This window comes from Actinomadura craniellae (assembly GCF_003289645.1).
Lineage (GTDB): Bacteria > Actinomycetota > Actinomycetes > Streptosporangiales > Streptosporangiaceae > Actinomadura_D > Actinomadura_D craniellae.
The window spans coordinates 59446-80933 of record NZ_QLYX01000018.1; the positions used below are offsets into that span (position 1 = coordinate 59446).

16 protein-coding genes and 1 tRNA gene are annotated in these 21488 nt (G+C 72.0%); 10 read left to right on the forward strand and 7 right to left on the reverse strand.

What is annotated here, in order from left to right:
- Positions 1–72: 72 nt before the first annotated feature.
- Together DPM19_RS29860 and DPM19_RS36855 are read left to right on the forward strand one after the other, a co-directional pair.
- Entirely contained in the window at positions 73–735 is a 663-nt protein-coding gene (locus DPM19_RS29860) for a response regulator transcription factor (RefSeq protein WP_111871415.1), read from the forward strand.
- Positions 732–2081, forward strand: a complete 1350-nt coding sequence (locus DPM19_RS36855; protein WP_111871416.1) for a sensor histidine kinase — start codon at positions 732–734, stop codon at positions 2079–2081. Before DPM19_RS29860 ends, DPM19_RS36855 begins: the two co-directional genes overlap by 4 nt.
- A 209-nt stretch (positions 2082–2290) precedes the next feature.
- Here the strand turns inward: DPM19_RS36855 and DPM19_RS29870 are convergent, their stop codons facing one another.
- Positions 2291–3442: an acyl-CoA dehydrogenase family protein gene (locus tag DPM19_RS29870; RefSeq protein ID WP_111871417.1), complete on the reverse strand. Its 1152-nt coding sequence runs from the start codon at positions 3440–3442 to the stop codon at positions 2291–2293.
- A gap of 113 nt (positions 3443–3555) precedes the next feature.
- Here DPM19_RS29870 and DPM19_RS29875 point away from each other — a divergent pair, with 113 nt between their 5' ends.
- A complete protein-coding gene (locus DPM19_RS29875) occupies positions 3556–3888 on the forward strand; it encodes a PspC domain-containing protein (RefSeq protein ID WP_111871418.1) in 333 nt (110 codons plus the stop codon).
- Here the strand turns inward: DPM19_RS29875 and DPM19_RS29880 are convergent.
- The gene (locus DPM19_RS29880) at positions 3885–5162 is read right to left on the reverse strand and encodes an MFS transporter (RefSeq protein WP_111871419.1); all 1278 of its coding nucleotides are present in this window, start codon (positions 5160–5162) and stop codon (positions 3885–3887) included. The two genes, DPM19_RS29875 and DPM19_RS29880, sit on opposite strands and share 4 nt — an antisense overlap.
- 55 nt (positions 5163–5217) lie before the next feature.
- Positions 5218–5559 carry a metallopeptidase family protein gene (locus DPM19_RS29885; RefSeq protein WP_111871501.1) on the reverse strand — a complete coding sequence of 114 codons (342 nt, stop codon included), beginning with the start codon at positions 5557–5559 and terminating at the stop codon, positions 5218–5220.
- A gap of 31 nt (positions 5560–5590) precedes the next feature.
- Between DPM19_RS29885 and DPM19_RS29890 the strand changes: the two genes are divergently transcribed.
- From DPM19_RS29890 to DPM19_RS29915, 6 genes are all read left to right on the forward strand, one after another.
- A complete protein-coding gene (locus DPM19_RS29890; protein ID WP_233510926.1) occupies positions 5591–7132 on the forward strand; it encodes a metallophosphoesterase family protein in 1542 nt (513 codons plus the stop codon).
- Positions 7133–7193: 61 nt separating this feature from the next.
- Positions 7194–7266, forward strand: a tRNA-Glu gene (locus tag DPM19_RS29895).
- Between the two features lie 180 nt (positions 7267–7446).
- The gene (locus DPM19_RS29900) at positions 7447–8391 is read left to right on the forward strand and encodes an ATP-binding cassette domain-containing protein (RefSeq protein ID WP_111871420.1); all 945 of its coding nucleotides are present in this window, start codon (positions 7447–7449) and stop codon (positions 8389–8391) included.
- Entirely contained in the window at positions 8388–9182 is a 795-nt protein-coding gene (locus DPM19_RS29905; RefSeq protein WP_111871421.1) for an ABC transporter permease, read from the forward strand. The genes DPM19_RS29900 and DPM19_RS29905 overlap by 4 nt, the downstream gene beginning before the upstream one ends.
- Positions 9183–9194: 12 nt before the next feature.
- Positions 9195–9977 carry a MerR family transcriptional regulator gene (locus DPM19_RS29910; RefSeq protein ID WP_111871422.1) on the forward strand — a complete coding sequence of 261 codons (783 nt, stop codon included), beginning with the start codon at positions 9195–9197 and terminating at the stop codon, positions 9975–9977.
- 267 nt (positions 9978–10244) lie between these two features.
- Positions 10245–12938, forward strand: a complete 2694-nt coding sequence (locus tag DPM19_RS29915; protein WP_111871423.1) for a serine/threonine-protein kinase — start codon at positions 10245–10247, stop codon at positions 12936–12938.
- Positions 12939–12949: 11 nt separating this feature from the next.
- Here the strand turns inward: DPM19_RS29915 and DPM19_RS29920 are convergent, their stop codons facing one another.
- The 4 genes from DPM19_RS29920 to DPM19_RS29935 form a co-directional block, all read right to left on the reverse strand.
- Positions 12950–16318 carry a pyruvate carboxylase gene (locus DPM19_RS29920; protein ID WP_111871424.1) on the reverse strand — a complete coding sequence of 1123 codons (3369 nt, stop codon included), beginning with the start codon at positions 16316–16318 and terminating at the stop codon, positions 12950–12952.
- Between the two features lie 130 nt (positions 16319–16448).
- A complete protein-coding gene (locus DPM19_RS29925) occupies positions 16449–17585 on the reverse strand; it encodes a bifunctional 2-methylcitrate synthase/citrate synthase (RefSeq protein WP_111871425.1) in 1137 nt (378 codons plus the stop codon).
- The gene (prpB, locus tag DPM19_RS29930; protein ID WP_111871426.1) at positions 17585–18487 is read right to left on the reverse strand and encodes a methylisocitrate lyase; all 903 of its coding nucleotides are present in this window, start codon (positions 18485–18487) and stop codon (positions 17585–17587) included. The genes DPM19_RS29925 and prpB overlap by 1 nt, the downstream gene beginning before the upstream one ends.
- The gene (locus tag DPM19_RS29935) at positions 18487–19980 is read right to left on the reverse strand and encodes an MmgE/PrpD family protein (protein WP_111871427.1); all 1494 of its coding nucleotides are present in this window, start codon (positions 19978–19980) and stop codon (positions 18487–18489) included. The genes prpB and DPM19_RS29935 overlap by 1 nt, the downstream gene beginning before the upstream one ends.
- Positions 19981–20133: 153 nt before the next feature.
- Here DPM19_RS29935 and DPM19_RS36560 point away from each other — a divergent pair, with 153 nt between their 5' ends.
- Positions 20134–21483, forward strand: a complete 1350-nt coding sequence (locus tag DPM19_RS36560) for a short-chain fatty acyl-CoA regulator family protein (RefSeq protein ID WP_111871428.1) — start codon at positions 20134–20136, stop codon at positions 21481–21483.
- Positions 21484–21488 lie beyond the last annotated feature (5 nt).

Consider the following 21488-nt stretch of genomic DNA (forward strand, 5'->3'; position numbering starts at 1 on the left):
CGGGCGGGCTCCCGCGGCGCGGCAGGCCGCCCGCTCCGTAGGCTGGGCGCACCCCGACCCCCTGGAGCGGCCATGCACCGGATTCTCGCCGTCGACGACGACCCGGCGATCCTGCGTGCGCTCCGCCGCGGCCTGACGCTGGAGGGCTTCGAGGTGGACACCGCCGGGTCGGGGCGCGCCGCCCTGGACCTGGCGGCCGGTGCCGACGCGATCGTGCTGGACGTGTCCATGCCCGAGCCGTCCGGCATCGAGGTCTGCCGCGCCCTGCGCGGCGGGGGCGCGGAGGTCCCGATCCTGATGCTGTCGGCCCTGGACGAGGTGGCCGACCGGGTGGCGGGGCTCGCGGCCGGCGCCGACGACTACGTGGTCAAACCGTTCGACCTGCGCGAGCTGGCGCTGCGGCTGCGGGCGCTGCTGCGCCGGGCCGGGCACGGTCCGGCGGGCCTGGTGGAGGCCGGGCCGCTCGTCCTCGACCCCGGCGCCCGGCGCGTCACCGTCGGCGGCCGGGAGGTGGCGCTCACCCGGCGGGAGTTCGAGCTGCTGGAGGTGCTGGCGCGCAACGCGGGGCTGGTCATGTCCCGGTCGGCGCTGCTGGACCGGGTCTGGGGCTACGACTTCGAGGTCACCGGCAACGCCGTGGACACCTTCGTCGGCTACCTGCGCCGCAAGCTGGAGGCGGGCGGGGAGCCGCGGATCATCCACACCGTGCGGGGAGTGGGGTTCGTCCTGCGATGAGGCTGTCCAGCCGGTTCGCCCTGTGCGTGGCCGTCCTCGTCCCGCTGCTGGTGCTGCTGGCCGGGCTGCTCGTGCTGCACCTGGCCTCCCACGACCTGCGGGCCGAGCGCGACCGGCAGCTGACGGTGCGGCTGCGCGCGCTGACCCCGCTCGCCACGCAGTACGCCCAGCGCACCCGGCTGCGGCCCGCCGCCCCCACCGACCAGGCCGAGCAGCGGCTCGCCCAAGCCGCGTTCGACGGCGGGGCCCTGCTCCGGCCGCAGCGCGGCGAGCCGGTGGTGATCGGGCTGGTACCCGCCGCCCTGCCCGCCACCCTGCCCGCCGGGGGTGGCCCCGCCACGTTCGTCCACGACGGCGTCGCCTGGCGGTTCGCCGCCGCCGACCTCGGGACGCGCGGCCGGGCCGGGCGGATCTGGGTGTTCGAACCCGAGGACCGGCTGGCCGAGCGGATCGACCTGCTCCGGCACCGGCTGGCGCTGGCCACCCTGGCCGCCGCCGTGGCGGGCGCGGCGGCGGGCCTGGCGCTGGGCCGGTTCGCCGTCCGGCCGCTGTCGGTGCTGCACCGGCAGGCCCGGGCGCTCACCCGCCACCCGGGCCGGCTGACCACCACCTCGAAGGTCACCGAGATCGACGAGCTGGCCCACCTGATCAACGAGTCGCTGGACCGCCGGGACGCCGCCGTCGCCGCCGCCCGGGCGTTCGCCGCCAGCGCCGCACACGAGCTGCGCACCCCGCTGACCAGCATGAGCGCCAACGTCGACCTGCTCGCCCACCCGGACCTGGCCGCCGCCGACCGGGCCGAAATCGTCGCGGACCTGGCCGCCGAGCACGCCCGGATGCAACGGCTGATCACCATGCTCCGCCAGCTCGCCCGCGGCGAACTGCTGGACCCGGCCGCCTTCACCCACTGCGACCTCGCCGAACTGGTCGACGCCGCCGCCGAGGACGCCCGCCGCCGGCACCCGCACGCGACGATCGACGTCCGCCAGCACGGCGAGGTGTTCGTCCGCGGCTGGCCTGAGGGCCTGCGCCTGGTCGCCGACAACCTCCTCGACAACGCCGCCGTCCACGGCCGGGACGGCACCGGCCGGGCCGTGATCGAGGTGCGGCTGGAACCCGGGCTGCTGGCCGTCTCCGACACCGGCCCCGGCATCCCGCCCGAACACCGCGAGGCGGTCTTCGAACGCTTCCACCGCGGCCCCGGCAGCCCCGGCTCCGGCCTCGGCCTCACCCTGATCCGCCAGCAGGCCGCCCTGCACGGCGGCACCGTCACCGTCGCCGCGACCCCGGCGGGCACCCGCGTCGAACTCCGCCTCCCCCCGGCCCCGGCCGGCCCCCGCCCGTGACCTCCGCAGCGCCCGCGCACCAAAGCCGACGGATCACGTCCAGGAGACGGTCGTCCGTTGATCCTTCAGCGTCCGGTGCGTCGGGGCACCCCGGATCCTGAAGGATCACGGTTGCATGCGCCCTCACCAGGTGATCCTTCAGGATTTCGGGGCATTGGGGCACCTCGGATGCTGAAGGATCAACGGACGGAGGCCGCGGCGGCGGAGGTTCAGCGGTAGGCCGGGATGCCGGTGATGGCCTGGCCCAAAACCAGGGTGTGGATCTCCTGGGTGCCCTCGTAGGTCAGGACCGACTCCAGGTTGTTCATGTGCCGGATCACCGGATACTCCAGGGTGATGCCGTTGGCGCCGAGGACGGTGCGGGCCTGGCGGGCCACGTCCAGGGCGGCCCGGACGTTGGCGAGCTTGCCGAACGAGACCTGCTGCGGGATGACCTCGCCCGCGTCCTTGAGCCGTCCGACGTGCAGTGCGACCAGGCCGGCCTGGCCGAGCGCGACCTCCATCCAGGCCAGTTTCTCCTGGGTGAGCTGGAACCCGCCGATGGGGCGGCCGAACTGCTCGCGGGTCTTCGCGTAGTCCACCGCCGCCTCGTAGCAGGCGCGGCCCGCGCCGACCGCGCCCCACAGGATGCCGTAGCGCGCCTCCGACAGGCAGCCGAGCGGGCCCTTCAGCCCGGTCACCCCGGGCAGCACCGCATCCGCCGGCAACCGCACGTCGTCGAACACCAGCTCGGAGGTGACGGACGCGCGCAGCGAAAGCTTCTGGTGGATGTCGGACGTGGTGAAGCCCGGCGTCCCGGCGGGCACCACGAACCCGCGGATGCCCTCGTCGGTGCGCGCCCACACCACGGCGACGTCCGCCACCGACCCGTTGGTGATCCACATCTTGGCGCCGTTGAGGATCCAGTCGGAGCCGTCCCGCCGGGCGTGGGTGCGCATGTCGCCGGGGTCGGAACCGCGGTCGGGTTCGGTCAGGCCGAAACAGCCCAGCGCCTCGCCGGCCGCCATCCGCGGCAGCCACTCGCTCTTCTGCTCCGCCGAGCCGTACTTGTGGATGCCCGTCATGGCCAGCGAGCCCTGCACGGAGACGAAGCTGCGCAACCCCGAGTCGGCGGCTTCCAGCTCCCGGCAGGCCACGCCGTAGGCGACCGCGCTCAGCCCGGCACAGCCGTACCCCTGCAGGTGCATGCCGAGCAGCCCCAGCTTGCCCAGCTCCGGGCCCAGCTCGCGGGCCGGGAAGTGCCCCCGCTCGAACCAGTCGGCGACGTACGGGGCGACCTTCTCCGCGACGAGCGCGCGGACGCTGTCGCGGACCATCCTCTCCTCGTCGGTCAGCTGGTCGTCCACGCGGAGCACGTCCATCGGGCCCTCCTGCACTCGGGGATGGGGGTCAGGGTACGTCGCGGTCCGGGTCAGGGCGCGGTCAGGGTCCGTCCCTGATGTGGGGATGCCTCGGGAAAGGGCAACATCGAGACATGAACGAGAACAGCAACCTCGAAGGCACGCACAAGGACGGCACCAAGAAGCTCCGCCGCACCACCGAGGGCCGCATGGTCACCGGCGTCTGCTCGGGCATCGGCGACTACACCGGGATCGACCCCAACATCCTCCGCATCGGGCTCGCCGCCGTCACCGTCTTCGGTGGCGCCGGCATCGCGCTCTACGCGCTCGCCTGGCTGCTGATCCCCGCCGAGGGCAGTGACCGGTCGATCGCCCAGGACCTCGTCGACAAGGCCCGGCAGCAGCCCGGCGTCCAGGACGCCATCGACCGCACCGGTGACGCGCTGAAGAAGGCCTCCACCCGCTAGGCCGGAACCCGCTCCTCCACCGGCTCGGTAGTGACCATGGAGGAGATGACGTCGCCGCGGATCTGGGTCCACGACAGGGTGAGCATCGTCGCCACCGACAGCCCCGCCACCCCCGCCAGCGCCACCACGGCCTCGGGACCCAGGACCTCCGCGGCGAACCCGCCGAGCAGGATGCCGAGCCCCTGCCCGGCGAGGATGCCCGACTGCGCCAGGCCGAACGCCTGCCCCCGCCCGGACGGGGGCACCGCGGCCACGAAGGCGGCGTTCGCGGCGAGCTGGTAGGCGCTGCCGACGCCCGACAGCGCCCACAGCGCCACCACCGCCCACAGCGGCGGCTGCAACCCGGAGCCGATCAGCGGGGCGCACGCCAGCATCGCCATCCACCCCATCGACCGGAGCCGGTTGGACGGCCGGACGAACCGGCTGAACACGAACGCGCCGAGCACCATGCCCGTCGGCATCGCCGACATCAGCAGGCCCACGGTGACCGGGCTGTCGTCGAAGGTCGCCGCGTACGGGGCCGCCAGCCCCTCCGGGATCACGTAGAACGAGCACAGCCAGGCGAAGGCGACCAGCGAGCGCAGCGTCGGGTCGCCGAACACCAGCCGGGCGCCGGCCCGGGTGTTGCGCCACAGCGACACGCGCTCGTCGCCGGACCGGTCGGCTCCGCCCCGCCGCCGCACCCCGACCAGCAGGATCACCGCGGACACCCCGAAGGTGGCCGCGTCGATCGCCAGCGCGCGCTCCGTGCCGACCGCCATGACCAGCGCCCCGCCCGCCAGGAAGCCCAGCATCTGGGTGGCCTGGTGGGTGATGTTGTTGATGGCCGAACCCGCCACATATTTGTCGCCGTCGAGTATGTCCGGCAGCAGCGCGGCGCGGGCCGCGGTGAAGGGGGCGCCGAGCAGGACGGTGAGGAACACCAGCACGCACAGCGTCACCAGGTCGTCCGCGCGCAACGCCATCAGGGTGACCAGCCCCGTCCGCAGCAGGTCGCACACCACCATGACGGAGCGCCGCGGGAACAGGTCGGCCAGCCCCGCCAGCAGCGGCCCGCCGACGACCGGAGGGATATAGGTCAGCGCGTATGTTAGGGCCGTGAGCAGCGGCGAATCGGTCATCCGGAAGACCAGGACGGCGAGCGCGACCTGCGCGAGCTGGTCGCCGGCGTACGACAGGGCCGAGGCCAGCCACAGGGCGCGGAACTCGCCCACGGCGAAGACCTCGCGGTAGGTGGCCCGTTCCTCCAGAGGACGCCGATGTCTGCCCGGCACGGATCAGTTCCCCCCAGGATTCACGCTGAGTGTTACAAGCGTGACCTAGTGTGGACTACCAGCCGAGTTCGTGCAGCCGTTCGTCGTCGATACCGAAGTGGTGAGCGATCTCATGGACGACCGTAATGCGCACCTCGTCGACGACCTCGTCGATGGTGTCGCAGATGGCCAGTATTTCCTTACGGTAGATCGAGATGTGATCGGGCAGAACGCCGCCGTACCAGTCCCCCCGCTCGGTGAGGGGTACACCGTGATAGAGGCCGAGCAGGCCGGGTTCGGGCGACTCGTCCTCAACGACGATGACGACGTTGCTCATCTGCCGGGCCAGCTCGGCCGGGATGGTGTCGAGGGCCTCGGACACCAGTTCTTCGAAGGTCTCGCGCGGCAGCTCGATCACACCGTCCATTGTGCTCGATAGGAGGAGCTTCGTGGTCCTGAGCCGCGCCCGGGAACGGGCGATCCGGCTGTCCCAGCGTCGCTGGACCCGGGTGTCCGGCGTCATCGCCGTCGGGCTCGTCGGCGGCACGATCGGCATGCTGCTCGGCGGGCGGGTCGAGACGCCCGTCGGGCCCGCCGACGTGTCGATGTCCGTGCGCCCGTCCTGGAACGGCGGCACCACCCTCGAACTGCCACCGCTCGGCTCGCTGCGCCTCGACAGCCACTGGGGGCCCGTCCGGGTGCAGGCGCAGGTCGCCGAGGTGCACCCCGAACCGGCCCGCAAGCTGATCGAGGACCCCTCCGGCCTGGACCGGCTCAGCGAGACCGTCGGCGGCCAGGTCCGGCACGGGCTGATCCAGCTCGCGCTGCGGTCAATGGCCTTCGCGCTGGTGTTCGGCTTCCTCGCCGGGCTCCTCGTCTTCCGGTCCTGGCGGCGGGCGCTCCAGGCGACCGGCACCGCCGGGGCCGGGATGACCGTCGTCGGGCTGCTCGCCTACTTCACCTTCAACCCCCAGTCCATCTCCGAGCCCCGGTACACCGGGCTGCTCGCCAACGCGCCCCAGGTGGTCGGGGACGCGCAGAGCATCGTGAAACGGTTCGACCAGTACCGGGCGCAGCTCGCCAAGCTCGTCGGGAACGTGTCGCAGCTGTACACCGCCACGTCCACGCTGCCGGTGTACGAGCCCGACCCGACGACCGTGCGGGTGCTGCACATCTCCGACGTCCACCTCAACCCGGTGGCGTGGAGCGTGGTCCGGTCGGTCACCCAGCAGTTCCGCATCAACGTGATCGTCGACAGCGGTGACCTCACCGACCACGGCAGCAAACCCGAGGACAAGTTCATCGACGAGATCGAGACGCTGAAGGTCCCCTACGTCTTCGTCCGCGGCAACCACGACTCCCAGGACACCCAGGAGGCGGTGGACCGGCAGAAGAACGGCATCGTGCTGGACGACGGCAAGGTCGTCCAGGTGGCCGGGCTGAACTTCTACGGGGTCGGCGACCCCCGCTTCACCCCCGACAAGACCACCCGCGACGACAACGTCGGCGCCGTCCAGATGCACGCCGAGGGCGCCCGCCAGGCCGCCGTGCTGCGCGCCACCGGCGTGGTCCCCGACATCGCCGTCATCCACGACCCCGACCAGGGCGCCGCGTTCGCCGGCACCACCCCGCTGGTGCTGTCCGGCCACTCCCACCGGCGGGCCACCCGGATGCTGCCCGCCGGGACGCGACTGTTCATCCAGGGCTCCACCGGGGGCGCCGGGCTGCGCGGGCTGGAGGGCGAGGAGCCGACGCCCATCGAGATGTCCGTCCTCTACTTCAACCGCGACACCCGGCGGCTGCAGGGCTGGGACGACTTCCGGCTGGGCGGGCTCGGGCTCACCTCGGCCCAGATCGAACGGCACCTCGAACCCGACCCCGACCGCACCCTGGGCGGCCCCGTGCCGCCCACCGCGACGCCGTCCGGCACGCCCGCACCGGGGTTCTCGCCTTCGGCCACCCCCACGGCGACACCGCCCCGGCGGGACTGAGACAATCGTTTATGCCAACGGGTCGGTCTTCCCCTATGCTGACGGGGTCGCCGGCCGACCCGCCCCCATCGTCTAGTGGCCTAGGACGTCGCCCTTTCAAGGCGGTAACACGGGTTCGAATCCCGTTGGGGGCACATCACTATGTATACCGACAAGGACTGACTTGTTGGCTTCGTCCGGTTCCTAGAGGCCGGAATCTCGGCGGGCACCTTACGCGGTAGGGCATGGCGCGCGAGCCGGAGCCCTCCCCGTTCGAAGGTCATGGCGTCGCGCGGGTTGACCCTGACGCAGGGTCAACCTCCCAGCATGGTGGCATGACTACGAGAACCAGTGCGATCGAGGTCGTCGGGCTGCGCAAGTCCTACGGCGATCACGAGGTGATCGCCGGAGTGGACCTGACCGTTTCCGAAGGCGCCGTCTACGCCCTGCTCGGGCCCAACGGGGCCGGTAAGACCACCATGGCCCGGATCCTGTCCACGTTGCTGCCCGCGGACGCCGGTGCGGCCCGGGTCGCCGGGTACGACGTGCGCCGCGAGGCCGACCGGGTGCGCGCGTCGATCGGGGTGACCGGACAGTTCTCCGCCGTGGACGATTTGCTGACCGGGCGGGAGAACCTGCGGCTGATGGCCGACCTCGGCCACCTCGACCGGCGCCGCGCGAAGAGCGCGGTCGAGGGACTGCTGGAGCGGTTCGACCTGGTCGACGCCGCCGACCGGCGCGCGGCGACATACTCCGGCGGCATGAAACGGCGGCTGGACCTGGCGATGACCCTGGTGGCCGGGCCGCGGCTGATCTTCCTCGACGAGCCGACCACCGGCCTGGACCCGCGCAGCCGCCGTGGCCTGTGGGGGATCGTGCGGGAGCTGGTGGCCGATGGGGTCACCGTCTTCCTCACCACCCAGTACCTCGAGGAGGCCGACCGGCTCGCCGACCGGATCGGCGTGCTCGACGAGGGCCGGCTGGTCGCCGAGGGCACCGCGGCCGAGCTGAAGCGGCGGGTCCCCGGCGGTCACATCGAGCTCCAGGTCGCCGACGGCGAACGGGTGGCCGAGCTCGCGCACCGGTTGCCCGGCGCGGTCCCGAACGCCGAGGCGCTCACCGTGACCCTGCCGCACGACGGCAGCCTCACCGCGCTGCGGCGGCTGCTGGACGGGATCGACGACGGCGCGGTCACCGGCCTCACCATGCACACCCCGAACCTGGACGACGTGTTCCTGGCCCTCACCGGCCGCCCCACCACCGAGGAGGTGTCCGCATGAGCACCGCGACGTACGCCGTCCGCGACTCGGCGACCATGCTGCGTCGCAACCTGAAGCACATGGTCCGGTACCCGTCCATGACGCTGATGCTGATCGGCCAGCCGCTGCTGTTCCTGCTGCTGTTCGTCTACGTCTTCGGCGGCACCATGGGCGCCGGCCTGCCGGGAGCCCCGCGGGGCGACCGCGGCGACTACCTGACGTTCATCACTCCCGGAATCCTGCTGATGACGGTGGCGAGCGTGTCCATCAGCACCGCGATCTCGGTCGCCACCGACATGGCCACCGGGATCATCGACCGGTTCCGGACCATGGCCATCGCCAAGGCCTCGGTGCTCACCGGCCACGTGCTCGGCGCGATGATGCAGACCGCGCTCGCGCTCGCGGTGGTCTTCGGGGTGGCGCTCCTGCTCGGTCTGGAGACCGCCGCCTCGGCGCCGCGGTACCTCGGCCTGGTCGGTCTGCTCGCGCTGCTCTCCCTGGCGATGACCTGGTTCGCCGTGGCGCTGGGGCTGGCCAGCCCGAACCCGGAGACCGCGAGCAACTGGCCGATGATCTTCGTGCTGCTGCCGTTCGTGGGCAGCGGGTTCGTTCCGGTCGAGTCGATGCCGGCCGGGTTGCGGTGGTTCGCCGAGCACCAGCCGTTCACGCCGATCATGGACGCCGCCCGCGGCCTGCTGGCCGGATCGCCGGATGCCCCGGACGTGGTCTGGGCCGTCGGCTGGTGCGTGGTGATCGGATCGGTCGGCTACCTCTGGTCACGGCGCCTCTACCGGACGCGCGCCGCGAACTAGGAGACTGGGCTGATGCTGACCATCGGCGAGCTGGCGTCGTACGCCGGAGTGACGGTGCGCGCGGTGCGGCACTACCACGCCAAGGGGCTGCTACCGGAGCCGGAGCGGGACCCCTCCGGCTACCGCAGGTACGACGCCGGCGCCGTGATCGAGCTGATCAAGATCCGGACCCTCGCCGAGGCCGGGGTACCGCTGGCGCGGGTACGGGAACTGCTCCGGGCGGACGACGAGGAGTTCACCGCGGCGGTCACGGACATCGACAGGCGGCTGCAGGCGGAGATCCGGCAGCGCCAGCGGCACCGGGAGCGGATCGCCCGACTCGCCGCCGGGGACAGCCTGGCGCTGCCGCCCGAGGTGGTCGAGTTCCTCGACCGGATGCGGACGCTCCGGGTCGACCCGCGGATCATCAAGATCGAGCGCGACGGCTGGGTCCTGCTGGCCGCGCACTCACCCGAGCGGGTCCCGGAGTGGATGGCGTACAAGCGGCGGCAACTCGACGACCCGGAGCTCATCGACTTCTACCGCACCCTGAGCCAGGCGCTCGACTGGACCGCCGACGACCCGCGGCTGACCGGGCTCGCCGACAGGCTGGCCGACTACATCACCCGGCTGGCCGGCGAGGGATACGGGGAGCACGTCGCCGGCGAACCCGACGTCGAGCCGTCCCTCGTCGAACTGCTGGACACGCTGGTGTTCGACACCGTGCCGCTGGCCCGCAGGCTGGTCGAGTTGCTGGAGAAGCGGGGCTGGACCGGCTGGACCAAGCTCGAGCGCGCAGACCCGGCACGGGGGTGAGGCCGCACGCGGCAGGAGGACACCGCGGTGCGGGGCATGGGCCAGTGATCCGTGACACCCCACTCATGAACCCCGGGGACGGCCGTCCCGAGCACTTCCTGGCCAAGCCCACACCCGGTCGAGTGACCTGCCTCATGGTTACCAAAGGAGAGGTTCGCGGACGCCCTTCCTACCCGGTACGGCTTTCCCCGCTTCTGCCTATGACCGACAAATCATCGCTAGGATCGCACCTGGGCGGGTAAATGATCGGGTTCGGGGAGTTCAGTGATGGATCCTCTTTCTCCTGGTGACCCCCGTGAGATCGGTGCTTACCGAATTCAGGGGCTGTTGGGCAGCGGGGGCATGGGCCGGGTGTTTTTCGGACGGTCGCCTGGCGGTCGCCCGGTCGCAGTTAAAGTGGTCCGTCCGGAGTTGGCAGCCGACGCGAGCTTCCGACGCAGATTCGTCCGGGAGGTGGAGGCGGCTCGGCGGGTCGGTGGTTTCCACACGGTACCCGTTGTCGACGCGGATCCGGAGGCCGATCCGCCCTGGGTGGTCACTGCTTTCGTTCCAGGGCCGTCGTTGGCCGAGAAGGTCGGAGAACATGGGCCGCTGCCGCCGGGACTGGTCCGTGAACTGGGTGCGGGCCTCGCAGAAGGACTGGCGGCCATCCATTCATGCGGGCTGGTTCATCGGGACCTCAAGCCCGAGAACGTCCTGATGGGTCCCGACGGCCCTCGGATCATCGACTTCGGGATCGCGCGGGCCCTGGACGTTGCGACGATCAGCGTCAGCGGCGCTTTACTTGGGACGCCGGCTTTCATGGCACCGGGACAGGCGAAGGGCCATGCGCCACTCCAGGCCGACGATATTTTTTCACTCGGCGGCGTTCTGTGTTTTGCGGCCACTGGGCGGCCGCCGTTCGGAGGCGGAGCCCTCGAAGGCATTCTTTATCGGGTCATCCATGAAAATCCCGATATAACAGGGCTCAGCGAACCGATGCGTTCCGTCGTCGTTGCGTGCCTGAGCAAGGAACCCCAAAATCGTCCCGATGCCACCACGCTCGTTCGCATGTTGGGCTTGGCGGGTGCCGCCGGAACGGCTTACTCCGCTCCATCCAGGGGAACAGCCGGTTACGAGTGGGGGATTCATCCCCGCGAACTCGCCGCGCAATGCCACGATGCAGGCGATCTGGCGGGCGCCGAACAGGCCATCCGGCACTGGATCTCGCTGGAGCCGGCTAACCCGGAGCCGCTCGTCAGACTGTGCGAGGTCTATCAGGCGACCGCTCACTGGGAAGCGATGCTGGCCGCTATCAGACAATGGCAGCGACTTGATCCGGACGATTGGCGTCCGGTGGCGTGGACCGGCTTGGCCTTGTCGGAGTTGGAGCGTTGGGAAGCCGCCGTCGGCTGTTATCGGCAGTGGGCCCTGCATACCCCGGACAATCCGCAACCATGGAGGTCGATGTGGATTGCCGCAGCCAACGCGGGCGACCAGGTCGCCGCGCTGGGAGCCACCGAGGGGTGGGTGAAAGCCGCGGCGGACGACGCGGAAGCCTGGCTGTGCTACGCACAGATGCTCCTTGAGTTCGACAGGTTCGACCAGGCGGCCGATGCGGCTGAACGCTCCCTGAACCTGAACCCCGACGAGATCAACGCCCTTTGGGTCCACGCCAGTGCCCTCGCAGGACTTGAACGATGGCGGGACGCCATGGACGCCTACCGGCGTTGCGCCGAGCGGGAACCACATGACGCGAACGCGTGGACGAAGGCGTGGATCACGTCTGTCCAATGCGATGACCGACAGGCCGGAAGGGAGACCCTCGCCGATTGGACCGCCGCGATGCCTGACCATGCTTTCGCGTGGCGTGCCTACACTCGGGAACTCGTCCTGGCCGGTAGCTACGAACAGGCCATCGAAGCCGCCGAGCGTGCAATGGCGCTGACGCCCAGCGAAGAGGAGCGGGCATCGTTCGACGAGAGCACTCTGTTGCATGACTACGGGGTGTCCCTGAGCGTGACCGGGCGCTGGGACCGCCTCGCCGGCTTCATCGACAGCTGGCCGGATTCAGAAGATCTGACCTTGTTGACCATCAAGGCGAAATCACTGTGTGAACTGGGACGCCATTCCGAGGCGGCCGCCACGGCCGCCCGGGTGACCGCCGGAGATGGCTCCGCCGCAAGCGCTTGGGAGACCCTGGCCAGGTCGCTCCACGAACTCGGCGAGCACGAACAAGAGGTCGATGCGGCCGAACGATGGTTCGCCCTGGCCCCCGACAACATCAAGGCCCGCCAGGTGTACGCTTTGGCGCTTCACGAAGCGCAGCTGGGCGATCGGTTGTTGCCGGTCCTGGACGGGTGGCCCGGAGGCGCCCAGGATCCGCAGGTGGTCTCGCTCAAGGCGCAGGCGCTGCACTGGCTTGGCCGCCATGACGAAGCCGTTCCGGTAGCCGCACGCGTGATCGAAATGGTGGAACTCGCCAAAGTGTCCGGCCACGCGAATCCGGATGTCGGCTCCGCCCTCGGCGCGTTCAAAATCGAGGCGTATTCGCTCTACGAGCTGGGGCAGTTCGATGGAGCAGCCGCGGCCGCTCGGCAACTACTGAAACACGACGCCAACAACTCTCTCTACTGGTTCCTGTTCACTCGGGCCCTGATCGGTGCCAAGCAGTACGAGGAAGCTCTTGCAGCGGCGGACCGATGGATCGAGGTCGACCCGAGCGGGAACGCCTGGTCCCGCAAGGTCCAGGCGCTCATGGGGCTGAACCGATGGGAGGAGGCCCGCCGGGGCTCCGAACTCCTACTGTCGTTGCGCCCGGACGACCCCAACGCGCTCAGCCTCATGACGACCGCCTGCGCCGCCTGCAACGACGAAAGGGCGATTCATTACGCGGAGCGTTGGGTCGCCGTCGCCCCGGATTCACCGGACGCACAAGACACGCTGGAGCGACTACGCGCGGACCCTCGCGAAGAGATTTAGCGCGTTTCCCGTCAGTCGATGGTGAGGAGGAGGTCGCCGGCCTCCACCTGGGTGGGGCCGGGAACGGGGATGCGGGAGACGGTGCCGGAGACGGGGGTGGTGATGGTGGCCTCCATCTTCATCGCCTCGATGACGGCGACGACGTCACCGGCGGAGACCCGGTCGCCGACGGAGACCTTGGCGGTGACGGAGCCGAAGAAGGGGGCGGCGATGTGGCCGGGCACGTTCGGGTCGGCGCGCTCGGTCTGGGCGGTTTCGGGGGCGACGGAGCGGTCGCGGACGGTGAGGGTGCGCATCTGGCCGTTGACGGTGCAGATGACCTGGCGGCAGCCGGCCTCGTCGAGTTCGCCGACGGCCTCCAGCGCGGTGAGGACGCGGACGCCGGGTTCGAGGTCGAAGGCGACCTCGTGCCCCGGGCGCAGGCCGTAGAGGAACGCGCCCGTCGGGAGGACCGACAGGTCCCCATAGGAGGCCCGGGACTCGGCGTAGGCCTTGGCGGGGGCGGGGAACAGCAGCCGGTCGAGGGTGTCGCGGACGTCCGGCCCGGCCAGGGCCTTCCCCTCCTCCTCGGAGAGTTCGGCCCGGGCGGGGGTGAAGGAGCGGCCGCGGAGGGCGTTCTCGCGGAACGGCTCGGGCCAGCCGCCGGGCGGGTCGCCGAGTTCCCCGGCCAGGAACCCGACGACGCTGTCGGGCAGGTCGAAGCGGCCGGGGTCGGCGGCGAACTCGGCGGGGTCGGCGGCGGCGGCCACCAGGTGCAGGGCGAGGTCCCCGACGACCTTGCTGGACGGGGTCACCTTGACCAGGCGGCCGAGGATCCGGTCGGCCGCCTCGTACAGCCGCTCGATCTCCTCGAACCGGTCGCCGAGGCCCAGCGCCACCGCCTGCTGGCGCAGGTTCGACAGCTGGCCGCCTGGGATCTCGTGCCGGTAGACGCGGCCGGTCGGGGCCGGCAGGCCCATCTCGAACGGCGCGTACAGGCGGCGCACCGCCTCCCAGTACGGTTCCAGCGCGAGGACGGCGTCCAGGTCCAGCCCGGTCGCCCGCCCGGTGTGGTCGGTGTGCGCGACGATCGCCTGGAGCGGTGGCTGGCTGGTGGTCCCGGCCAGCGGCGACGACGCCCCGTCGACCGCGTCCACCCCGGCGTCGACCGCGGCGAGGTAGGTGGCGAGCTGCCCGCCCGCGGTGTCGTGGGTGTGCAGGTGCACGGGCAGGTCGAAGCGCTCGCGCAGCGCGCCGACCAGGGTGCGGGCGGCGGGGGCGCGCAGCAGCCCCGCCATGTCCTTGATGCACAGCACGTGCACGCCCGCCTCGACGAGTTCCTCGGCCAGCCGCAGGTAGTAGTCGAGGGTGTAGAGGCGCTCCCCGGGCGAGGACAGGTCGCCGGTGTAGCACAGCGTGCCCTCGGCGAGGGCGTGGGTGTGCAGGACGGCGTCGATGGCGGGCCGCATCCGCTCGACGTCGTTGAGCGCGTCGAAGATCCGGAAGATGTCCACGCCGGTCTTGGCGGCCTCGGTGACGAACGCGGTCGCGACGGCGTCGGGGTAGGGCGTGTAGCCGACGGTGTTGCGGCCGCGCAGCAGCATCTGGAGGCAGGTGTTCGGGGCGGCCTCGCGGAGCGCCGCAAGGCGTTCCCAGGGCGACTCGCCGAGGAAGCGCAGCGCGACGTCGTAGGTCGCGCCGCCCCACGCCTCGATCGAGAGCAGCCCGGGCAGGGTGCGCGCGACGTGCGGCGCGGCGCGCAGCAGGTCGGCGGTCCGGACGCGGGTGGCCAGCAGCGACTGGTGGGCGTCGCGGAACGTCGTGTCGGTGACGGCGAGGGCGCGCTGCCCGCGCAGCCGTTCGGCGAACGCCCGCGGCCCGAGCGCGAGCAGTAGGTCGCGCGAGCCCTCGGGGAGCGGCCCCTCGGGTAGCGGCGGCAGCTTCTCGGCCGGGTCCAGCTCGGTCGGCGCGTCCCCGTACGGCTTGTTGACGGTGACGTCGGCGAGGTACCGCACGAGCCGGGTGGCGCGGTCGCCGCTGGAGCGGGCCGTCAGCAGCTCGGGGTGCTCGGCGATGTAGGCGGTCGTGACGCCGCCCGCCCGGAAGCCCGGCTCGTCGAGCAGGGCCAGCAGGAACGGGATGTTGCTGGCGACGCCCCGGATCCGGAACTCGGCGACGGCGCGGGCGGACCGGCGGACGGCGTCCTCGAAGGTCCTGCCCCGGGTCGTGAGCTTGACCAGCAGCGAGTCGAAGTGCGGGGAGACCTCGGCCCCGGCGTAGGCGGTGCCGGTGTCGAGCCGGACGCCCGCGCCGCCCGGCGACCGGTAGGCCGAGATGCGGCCGGTGTCGGGCCGGAAGTCCCGGGCGGGGTCCTCGGTGGTGATCCGGCACTGGACGGCGAAGCCGGAGACGGTGACGTCCTCCTGCCGGATGTCGAGGTCGCCGAGGGTCTCGCCGCCCGCGATCCGCAGCTGCGCCTGGACCAGGTCGATCCCGGTGACCTCCTCGGTCACGGTGTGCTCGACCTGGATGCGCGGGTTCATCTCGATGAAGACGTGCTCGCCGCCCTCGTCCACGAGGAACTCGACCGTCCCGGCGTTGACGTAGCCGACCTCCCGGGCGAACGCCACCGCGTCGTCGCACAGCCGCCGGGCGACCTCCGGGTCGAGCCGGGGCGCGGGCGCGATCTCGACGACCTTCTGGTGCCGCCGCTGCACGGAGCAGTCGCGTTCGCGCAGGTGGACGATGTTCCCGGTGCCGTCGGCGAGGACCTGCACCTCGATGTGCCGCGGCCGGTCCACGGCCTGCTCCAGGAAGACCGTCGGGTCACCGAAGGCGCCCTCGGCCTCGCGCCGGGCCGCCTCGACGGCGCCGACGAGGTCCTCGCGGCGGTCGACCCGGCGCAGCCCGCGCCCGCCGCCGCCGGCCGCGGCCTTGACGAAGAGGGGCAGCCCGACCTCCTCGGCGGCCTCCAGTTCGGCGCCGGGCTCGGGCGTCACCGAGCGCAGCACGGGCAGCCCGGCCCGGCGCGCCGCGGCCACCGCCTCGATCTTGTTCCCGGCGAGCCGGAGGACGCTCGCGGGCGGCCCGACGAAGACGAGCCCGGCCCGCTCGCACGCCTCGGCGAGCTCGGGGCTCTCCGACAGGAACCCGTAGCCGGGGTAGACGGCGTCCGCACCGACCCGCAGCGCGGTCTGGACGATCTCCTCGACGTTCAGGTAGGCGCGCACCGGGTGCCCGGGCTCCCCGATCGGGTACGCCTCGTCGGCCTTCTGCCGGTGCAGCGAGAACCGGTCCTCCTGGGCGTACACGGCCACGCTCGCGATGCCCAGCTCGTAGGCCGCCCGGCAGGCCCGTACGGCGATCTCTCCCCGGTTGGCGACCAGCAACTTTGCGATCATGCGCGCGCTCCTCGTCTTCGGACGCCGAGACGGTCATCAAACCACCGGCCCGGTGCGGGCTCCTCCGGCGGGGCACGGCTGCCGGAGATCCGGCCTGGCCAGGGCTCCTGCCGGGCTCCCGCGGGACGGGTCAGCCGCCGGTCCGGACCAGCCGCCTGCTCGCCTCGGGAACGCGCCGCTCCTCGTGGCCCGCGTAGGCGCTGAGCGGGCGGATCAGGGAGTTGGCGGCCAGCTGCTCGATGATGTGGGCGGTCCAGCCGGTGATCCGGGACATCACGAAGATGGGCGTGAACGTGGGGATGTCGAAGCCCATCAGGTGGTAGGCGGGGCCGGTGGGGTAGTCGAGGTTCGGGTGGATGCCCTTGGCCCTGACCATGGCGCCGCCCAGGGCGTCGTAGAGCTCCATGAGCCGGCCGGCGTCCTTGGCGGCGGCCAGGTCGCGCAGGGCGGCCTCCATGGTCGGCACCCGGGAGTCGCCGTTCTTGTAGACCCGGTGGCCGAATCCCATGATCTTGCGCTTCTCGGCGAACGCCTCGGCCAGCCAGGACCCGGCCCGCGCCGGGTCCTCGATCTCGTGGAGCATGTGCATGACCGCCTCGTTCGCGCCGCCGTGCAGCGGGCCCTTGAGCGCGCCGATCGCGGCGGTCACGGCGCTGTAGAGGTCCGACAGGGTGGAGGTGACGACCCGGGCGGTGAACGTCGAGGCGTTGAAGCTGTGCTCGGCGTACAGGACGAGGGAGATCTCGAAGGCGCGCACGATCTCGGGCGCGGGGACCTCGCCGAACGTCATGTGGAAGAAGTTCTCGGCGAACCCCAGAGCCGGGTCGGGCGGGATCGGGGCGAGCCCGCGGCGGCGGCGCTGGACCAGGGCGACGACGGCCGGGATGCGGGCGAACAGGTCGATGGAGGCGTGCAGGTTCGCGTCGGCGTCGTCCTCGGTCGGGTCCTCGGAGCCGAGGTGGCTGACAGCGGTGCGCAGCGCGTCCATGGGGTGGCAGCTCTCGGGGATCCGCGCCAGGACATCGAGGGTGCTGCGGCTGAGCGGGCGCCGGGAACGCTCGGCCGCCTCGAACTCGCGGAGCTGCCCGGCGTCGGGCAGCTCCCCGTGCCACAGCAGGTAGGCGACCTCCTCGAAGGTGCAGGCGGCGGCGAGCTCCTGGACGGGGTAGCCGCGGTAGGTCAGGGAGTTGGACTCAGGGTTGACCATGGAGATCGCGGTGGTGTCGGCGACGACTCCGGCCAGTCCCTTGCTGATCGTGGCGGTCATCACTGCTCCCGGTAGGCGTGGCTGAAGACGGTGGTGTCGAACTTGGCGTAGTCGGCGTAGCCGAGCAGGTCGTACAGCTCGCCGCGGGTCTGCATCCGCTCGACGAGCGCGGCCTGGGTGCCGTCGGCGGCCAGCACGGACAGCGCCTCGGTGACCGCGCCCATCGCCAGCCGCAGCAGGGTGACGGGGTAGATGACGACGTTGACGCCCACGTCCCGCAGGGTCTCGGTGGTGAGCAGGGTGGACTTCCCGAACTCCGTCATGTTCGCCAGGATCGGGACGTCCACCGCCTTGCGCATCGCCTCGAACTCGGCGGCGTTCGCCAGCGCCTCGGGGAAGATCATGTCCGCGCCGGCGTCGGCGAGCGCCCTGGCCCGGTCGAGGGCCGCGCCCAGCCCTTCCAGGGCCCGCACGTCGGTGCGGGCGCAGATGACGAAGTCCGGGTCGCGGCGGGCGTCGGCGGCGGCGCGGATCCGCCGCAGCGCGTCCGGCAGCGGCACGACGGACTTGCCGTCCAGGTGGCCGCAGCGCTTGGGGTTGACCTGGTCCTCGATGTGGCAGCCCGCGAGGCCGGCGTCCTCCAGGACCTGGATGGTCCGCGCGGTGTTGAGCGGCTCGCCGAACCCGGTGTCGGCGTCGACGAGCGCGGGCAGGTCGGTGACCCGGGCGATCTCCCCCGCCCGGCGGCTCACCTCGGTGAGCGTGGTCAGCCCGATGTCGGGCAGGGCGAGGTCGGCGGACAGGACGGCGCCGGAGACGTAGACGCCCTCGAAGCCGGCGCGGGTGATCGCCAGGGCGCTCAGCGGGTTGAACGCGCCGGGCAGCCGCAGCAGGTCGCCGCTCGCCAGGGCCGCGCGGAAGGCGCCGCGTTTGGCCTGGGCGGTGAGCCGTGAGTGCAGCATCAGAAGATCCCTTCGGTCTTCGGCTCCCCGGGCAGGCCCGCGTCCACGTTCAGCGCGGCGACCTCGGCCGCCGCCAGCTCGGGCAGGCGGGCGGCCAGGTCCAGGAACCGCGCCCGCTCCCGCTCGGGGACGTGCTCGCCGGCCAGGGTCCGGAACTTGTGCGCGTACTGCTCGCGGCCGAAGGGGCGGGCGCCCTCGGGGTGCGCGTCGGCGACACCGCGGGAGCCCTCGACGGCGGTGCCGTCGGACAGCTCGACGACCACCCGGCCGCCGAACCTCTTCTCGGCCGGGTCGGTGGCGTGGTAGGCGGTCGTCCACTCCGGGTCCTCGACCGTGCCGATCTTCCGCCAGAGCTCGACGGTGTCGGGGCGGGCGGCGCGTTCGGGCGCGTAGGAGTCGACGTGGTGCCACCCGCCGTCCTGGAGCGCGACCGCGAAGATGTAGGGGATCGAGTGGTCGAGCGTCTCGCGGCTGGCCGACGGGTCGTACTTCTGCGGGTCGTTCGCGCCCGACCCGATCACGTGGTGGGTGTGGTGGCTGGTGTGGATCGTGATCCGCTCGACCTTCGCGGTGTCGGGGATCCGGGTGCGCAGGTCGCGGGCCAGGTCGATGAGGGCCTGGGCCTGGTACTCGGCCGAGTGCTCCTTGGTGTAGGTGCGCAGGATGCCGCGTGTCTCCTCGCCGGGCTCGGGCAGCGGCACCCGGTACTCGGCCTGCGGCCCGGACAGCAGCCACGCGATGAAGCCGTCCTCGCCCTCGTAGATCGGGGACGGTGCGCCCTGCCCGCGCGCGGCCCGGTCGACGGCCTCGATCGCCGCCTTCCCGGCGAACGCCGGGGCGTAGGCCTTCCACGAGGAGATCTCGCCCTTGCGGGACTGCCGGGTGGCGGTCGTGGTGTGCAGGGCCTGCCCGATCGCCTGGTAGATCACCTCGGCCGGCAGGTCCAGCAGCGCGCCGATGCCCGCCGCGGCCGACACCCCCAGGTGCGCGATGTGGTCGATCTTGTGCTCGTGCAGGCAGATCCCGGTGACGAGCGCGACCTGCGCCTCGTAGGCGACGGCGATCGCGCGGGTCAGCGCGGCGCCCGGGACGCCGAGGTGCTGGGCGACGGCCAGGATCGGCGGGATGTTGTCGCCCGGGTGGGAGTAGTCGGCGGCCAGGTAGGTGTCGTGGTAGTCCAGCTCGCGGACGGCCACGCCGTTCGCCCAGGCCGCCCACTCGGGCAGCACCGCTGCGCCCACGCCGAAGACCGCGGCGCCCCGGCCGGTGGCCCGGCGGCTCAGCGCCTGGTCGCGGGCCGCGACCACCGGGGCCCGGTGCAGCGACGCCACCGCCACCGAAGCGTTGTCGATCACCCGGTTGGCGACCATCTCCGCCACCTCGGCGCCGGGTGCGGGCGCGTTCACCGCGAGTTCCGCCAGTTTCCAGGCGAGCTGGTCCGCTCGCGGCAGCCTGTTCGCGCTCGGACTGGTCCGGACGATGTGCTCGATCATGAAGCCCTTCCGCCTCCCTCGTGGACGTCTCCGAGCCTCACGGACGGGCCGGTCACCTGCCAGACCCGGAATCTGCGAAGTTCTGCCACATTCACCGGATCTTTTGCGAACTTTGCGAAGGCCGCTTTCGCACGCCGTGGATACGCTGGCGGCATGGCGAAGGTCTTCGTGGGGCCGAGACTGCGCACCCTGCGGTCCGACCGGCGGCTCAGCCAGGTCGACCTGGCGGCGCTGCTGGAAATCTCCCCCAGCTACCTCAACCAGATCGAGCACAACCAGCGCCCGCTGACCGTCCCGGTCCTGCTGCGCCTCACCGAACTGTTCGGCGTCGACCCGGAGTTCTTCTCCACCCAGGACGACACCCGCCTCATCGCCGACGTCCGCGAGGCGCTCGCCGGCGAGCGGGTCCCGGCCACCGCCGCCGCCGACCTGGTGTCCGCCAGCCCCGAGGTCGCCCGCGCCGTCGTCGCGCTGCACCGCCGCTACCGGGCCGCCACCGAGCACACCGCCGTCCTGGCCGGCGCCCACCAGAGCGCCCCCGCCCCCTACGAGCAGGTCCGGGACTTCTTCTACGACCGCAACAACCACATCGCCCAGCTCGACCGAGCCGCCGAGGCGCTGGCCGACGGCACCGACCCGGCCGAGCTGACGCTGCGCCGCCTGGCGGCCCACGGCGTCCGGGTCGCCGCCGCGGAGTCCGTCCGGCGGCACTACGACCCCGAGACCAGGGTCCTCTCCCTGTCACCGCGGCTGCTCCCCGCCCAGCGCGCCTTCCAGCTCGCCACCCAGCTCGCCCTGCTGGAGCACGACGCCCTGCTGACCGAGCTCGTCGACACCGCCGGCCTCACCGACCCGCAGTCCCGGGCCCTGACCCGGCTCGGCCTGGCCAACTACTTCGCCGGGGCGCTGATCCTCCCCTACACCGCGTTCCGGACCGCCGCCGAGGACCACCGCTACGACATCGACCGCCTGGCGGACCTCTTCGGCGTCGGCTTCGAGACCGTCTGCCACCGGCTGTCCACCCTGCAGCGCCCCCGCGCCCGCGGCGTCCCGTTCTCCTTCGTCCGCGTCGACCGCGCCGGCAACATCTCCAAGCGCCAGTCCGCCACCGGCTTCCACTTCACCCGCGCCGGCGGCACCTGCCCCCTGTGGAACGTCTACGACGCCTTCACCACCCCCGGCAGGCTGCTCACCCAGATCGCCGAGATGCCCGACGGCCGCCGCTACTTCTGGATCGCCCGCACCGTCCACCACCCGCCCCGGCGGCACGGCGCGATCGGCCGGACCTTCGCCATCGGCCTGGGCTGCGAACTCCGCCACGCGCACCGCCTCGTCTACGCCGACGGCCACGACCTCAAACGGCCCGCCACCACCCCCATCGGCCTCGGCTGCAAGGTCTGCGACCGCCCCGCCTGCCCCCAGCGCGCCTTCCCGCCGACCGGCGACGCCGCCCCCGCCGACGAGCACACCAGCGCCCTGACCCCCTACACCGCCCCGCCCTGAGCCGC

What these genes read in the sequence shown, in the direction of transcription:
- DPM19_RS29860 (WP_111871415.1), top strand. Translation starts at nt 73, where the DNA reads ATGCACCGGATTCTCGCCGTCGACGACGACCCGGCGATCCTGCGTGCG.
- DPM19_RS36855 (WP_111871416.1), top strand. Translation starts at nt 732, where the DNA reads ATGAGGCTGTCCAGCCGGTTCGCCCTGTGCGTGGCCGTCCTCGTCCCG.
- DPM19_RS29870 (WP_111871417.1), bottom strand. Translation starts at nt 3,442, where the DNA reads ATGGACGTGCTCCGCGTGGACGACCAGCTGACCGACGAGGAGAGGATG.
- DPM19_RS29875 (WP_111871418.1), top strand. Translation starts at nt 3,556, where the DNA reads ATGAACGAGAACAGCAACCTCGAAGGCACGCACAAGGACGGCACCAAG.
- DPM19_RS29900 (WP_111871420.1), top strand. Translation starts at nt 7,447, where the DNA reads ATGACTACGAGAACCAGTGCGATCGAGGTCGTCGGGCTGCGCAAGTCC.
- DPM19_RS29905 (WP_111871421.1), top strand. Translation starts at nt 8,388, where the DNA reads ATGAGCACCGCGACGTACGCCGTCCGCGACTCGGCGACCATGCTGCGT.
- DPM19_RS29910 (WP_111871422.1), top strand. Translation starts at nt 9,195, where the DNA reads ATGCTGACCATCGGCGAGCTGGCGTCGTACGCCGGAGTGACGGTGCGC.
- DPM19_RS29915 (WP_111871423.1), top strand. Translation starts at nt 10,245, where the DNA reads ATGGATCCTCTTTCTCCTGGTGACCCCCGTGAGATCGGTGCTTACCGA.
- DPM19_RS29920 (WP_111871424.1), bottom strand. Translation starts at nt 16,318, where the DNA reads ATGATCGCAAAGTTGCTGGTCGCCAACCGGGGAGAGATCGCCGTACGG.
- DPM19_RS29925 (WP_111871425.1), bottom strand. Translation starts at nt 17,585, where the DNA reads ATGACCGCCACGATCAGCAAGGGACTGGCCGGAGTCGTCGCCGACACC.
- prpB (WP_111871426.1), bottom strand. Translation starts at nt 18,487, where the DNA reads ATGCTGCACTCACGGCTCACCGCCCAGGCCAAACGCGGCGCCTTCCGC.
- DPM19_RS29935 (WP_111871427.1), bottom strand. Translation starts at nt 19,980, where the DNA reads ATGATCGAGCACATCGTCCGGACCAGTCCGAGCGCGAACAGGCTGCCG.
- DPM19_RS36560 (WP_111871428.1), top strand. Translation starts at nt 20,134, where the DNA reads ATGGCGAAGGTCTTCGTGGGGCCGAGACTGCGCACCCTGCGGTCCGAC.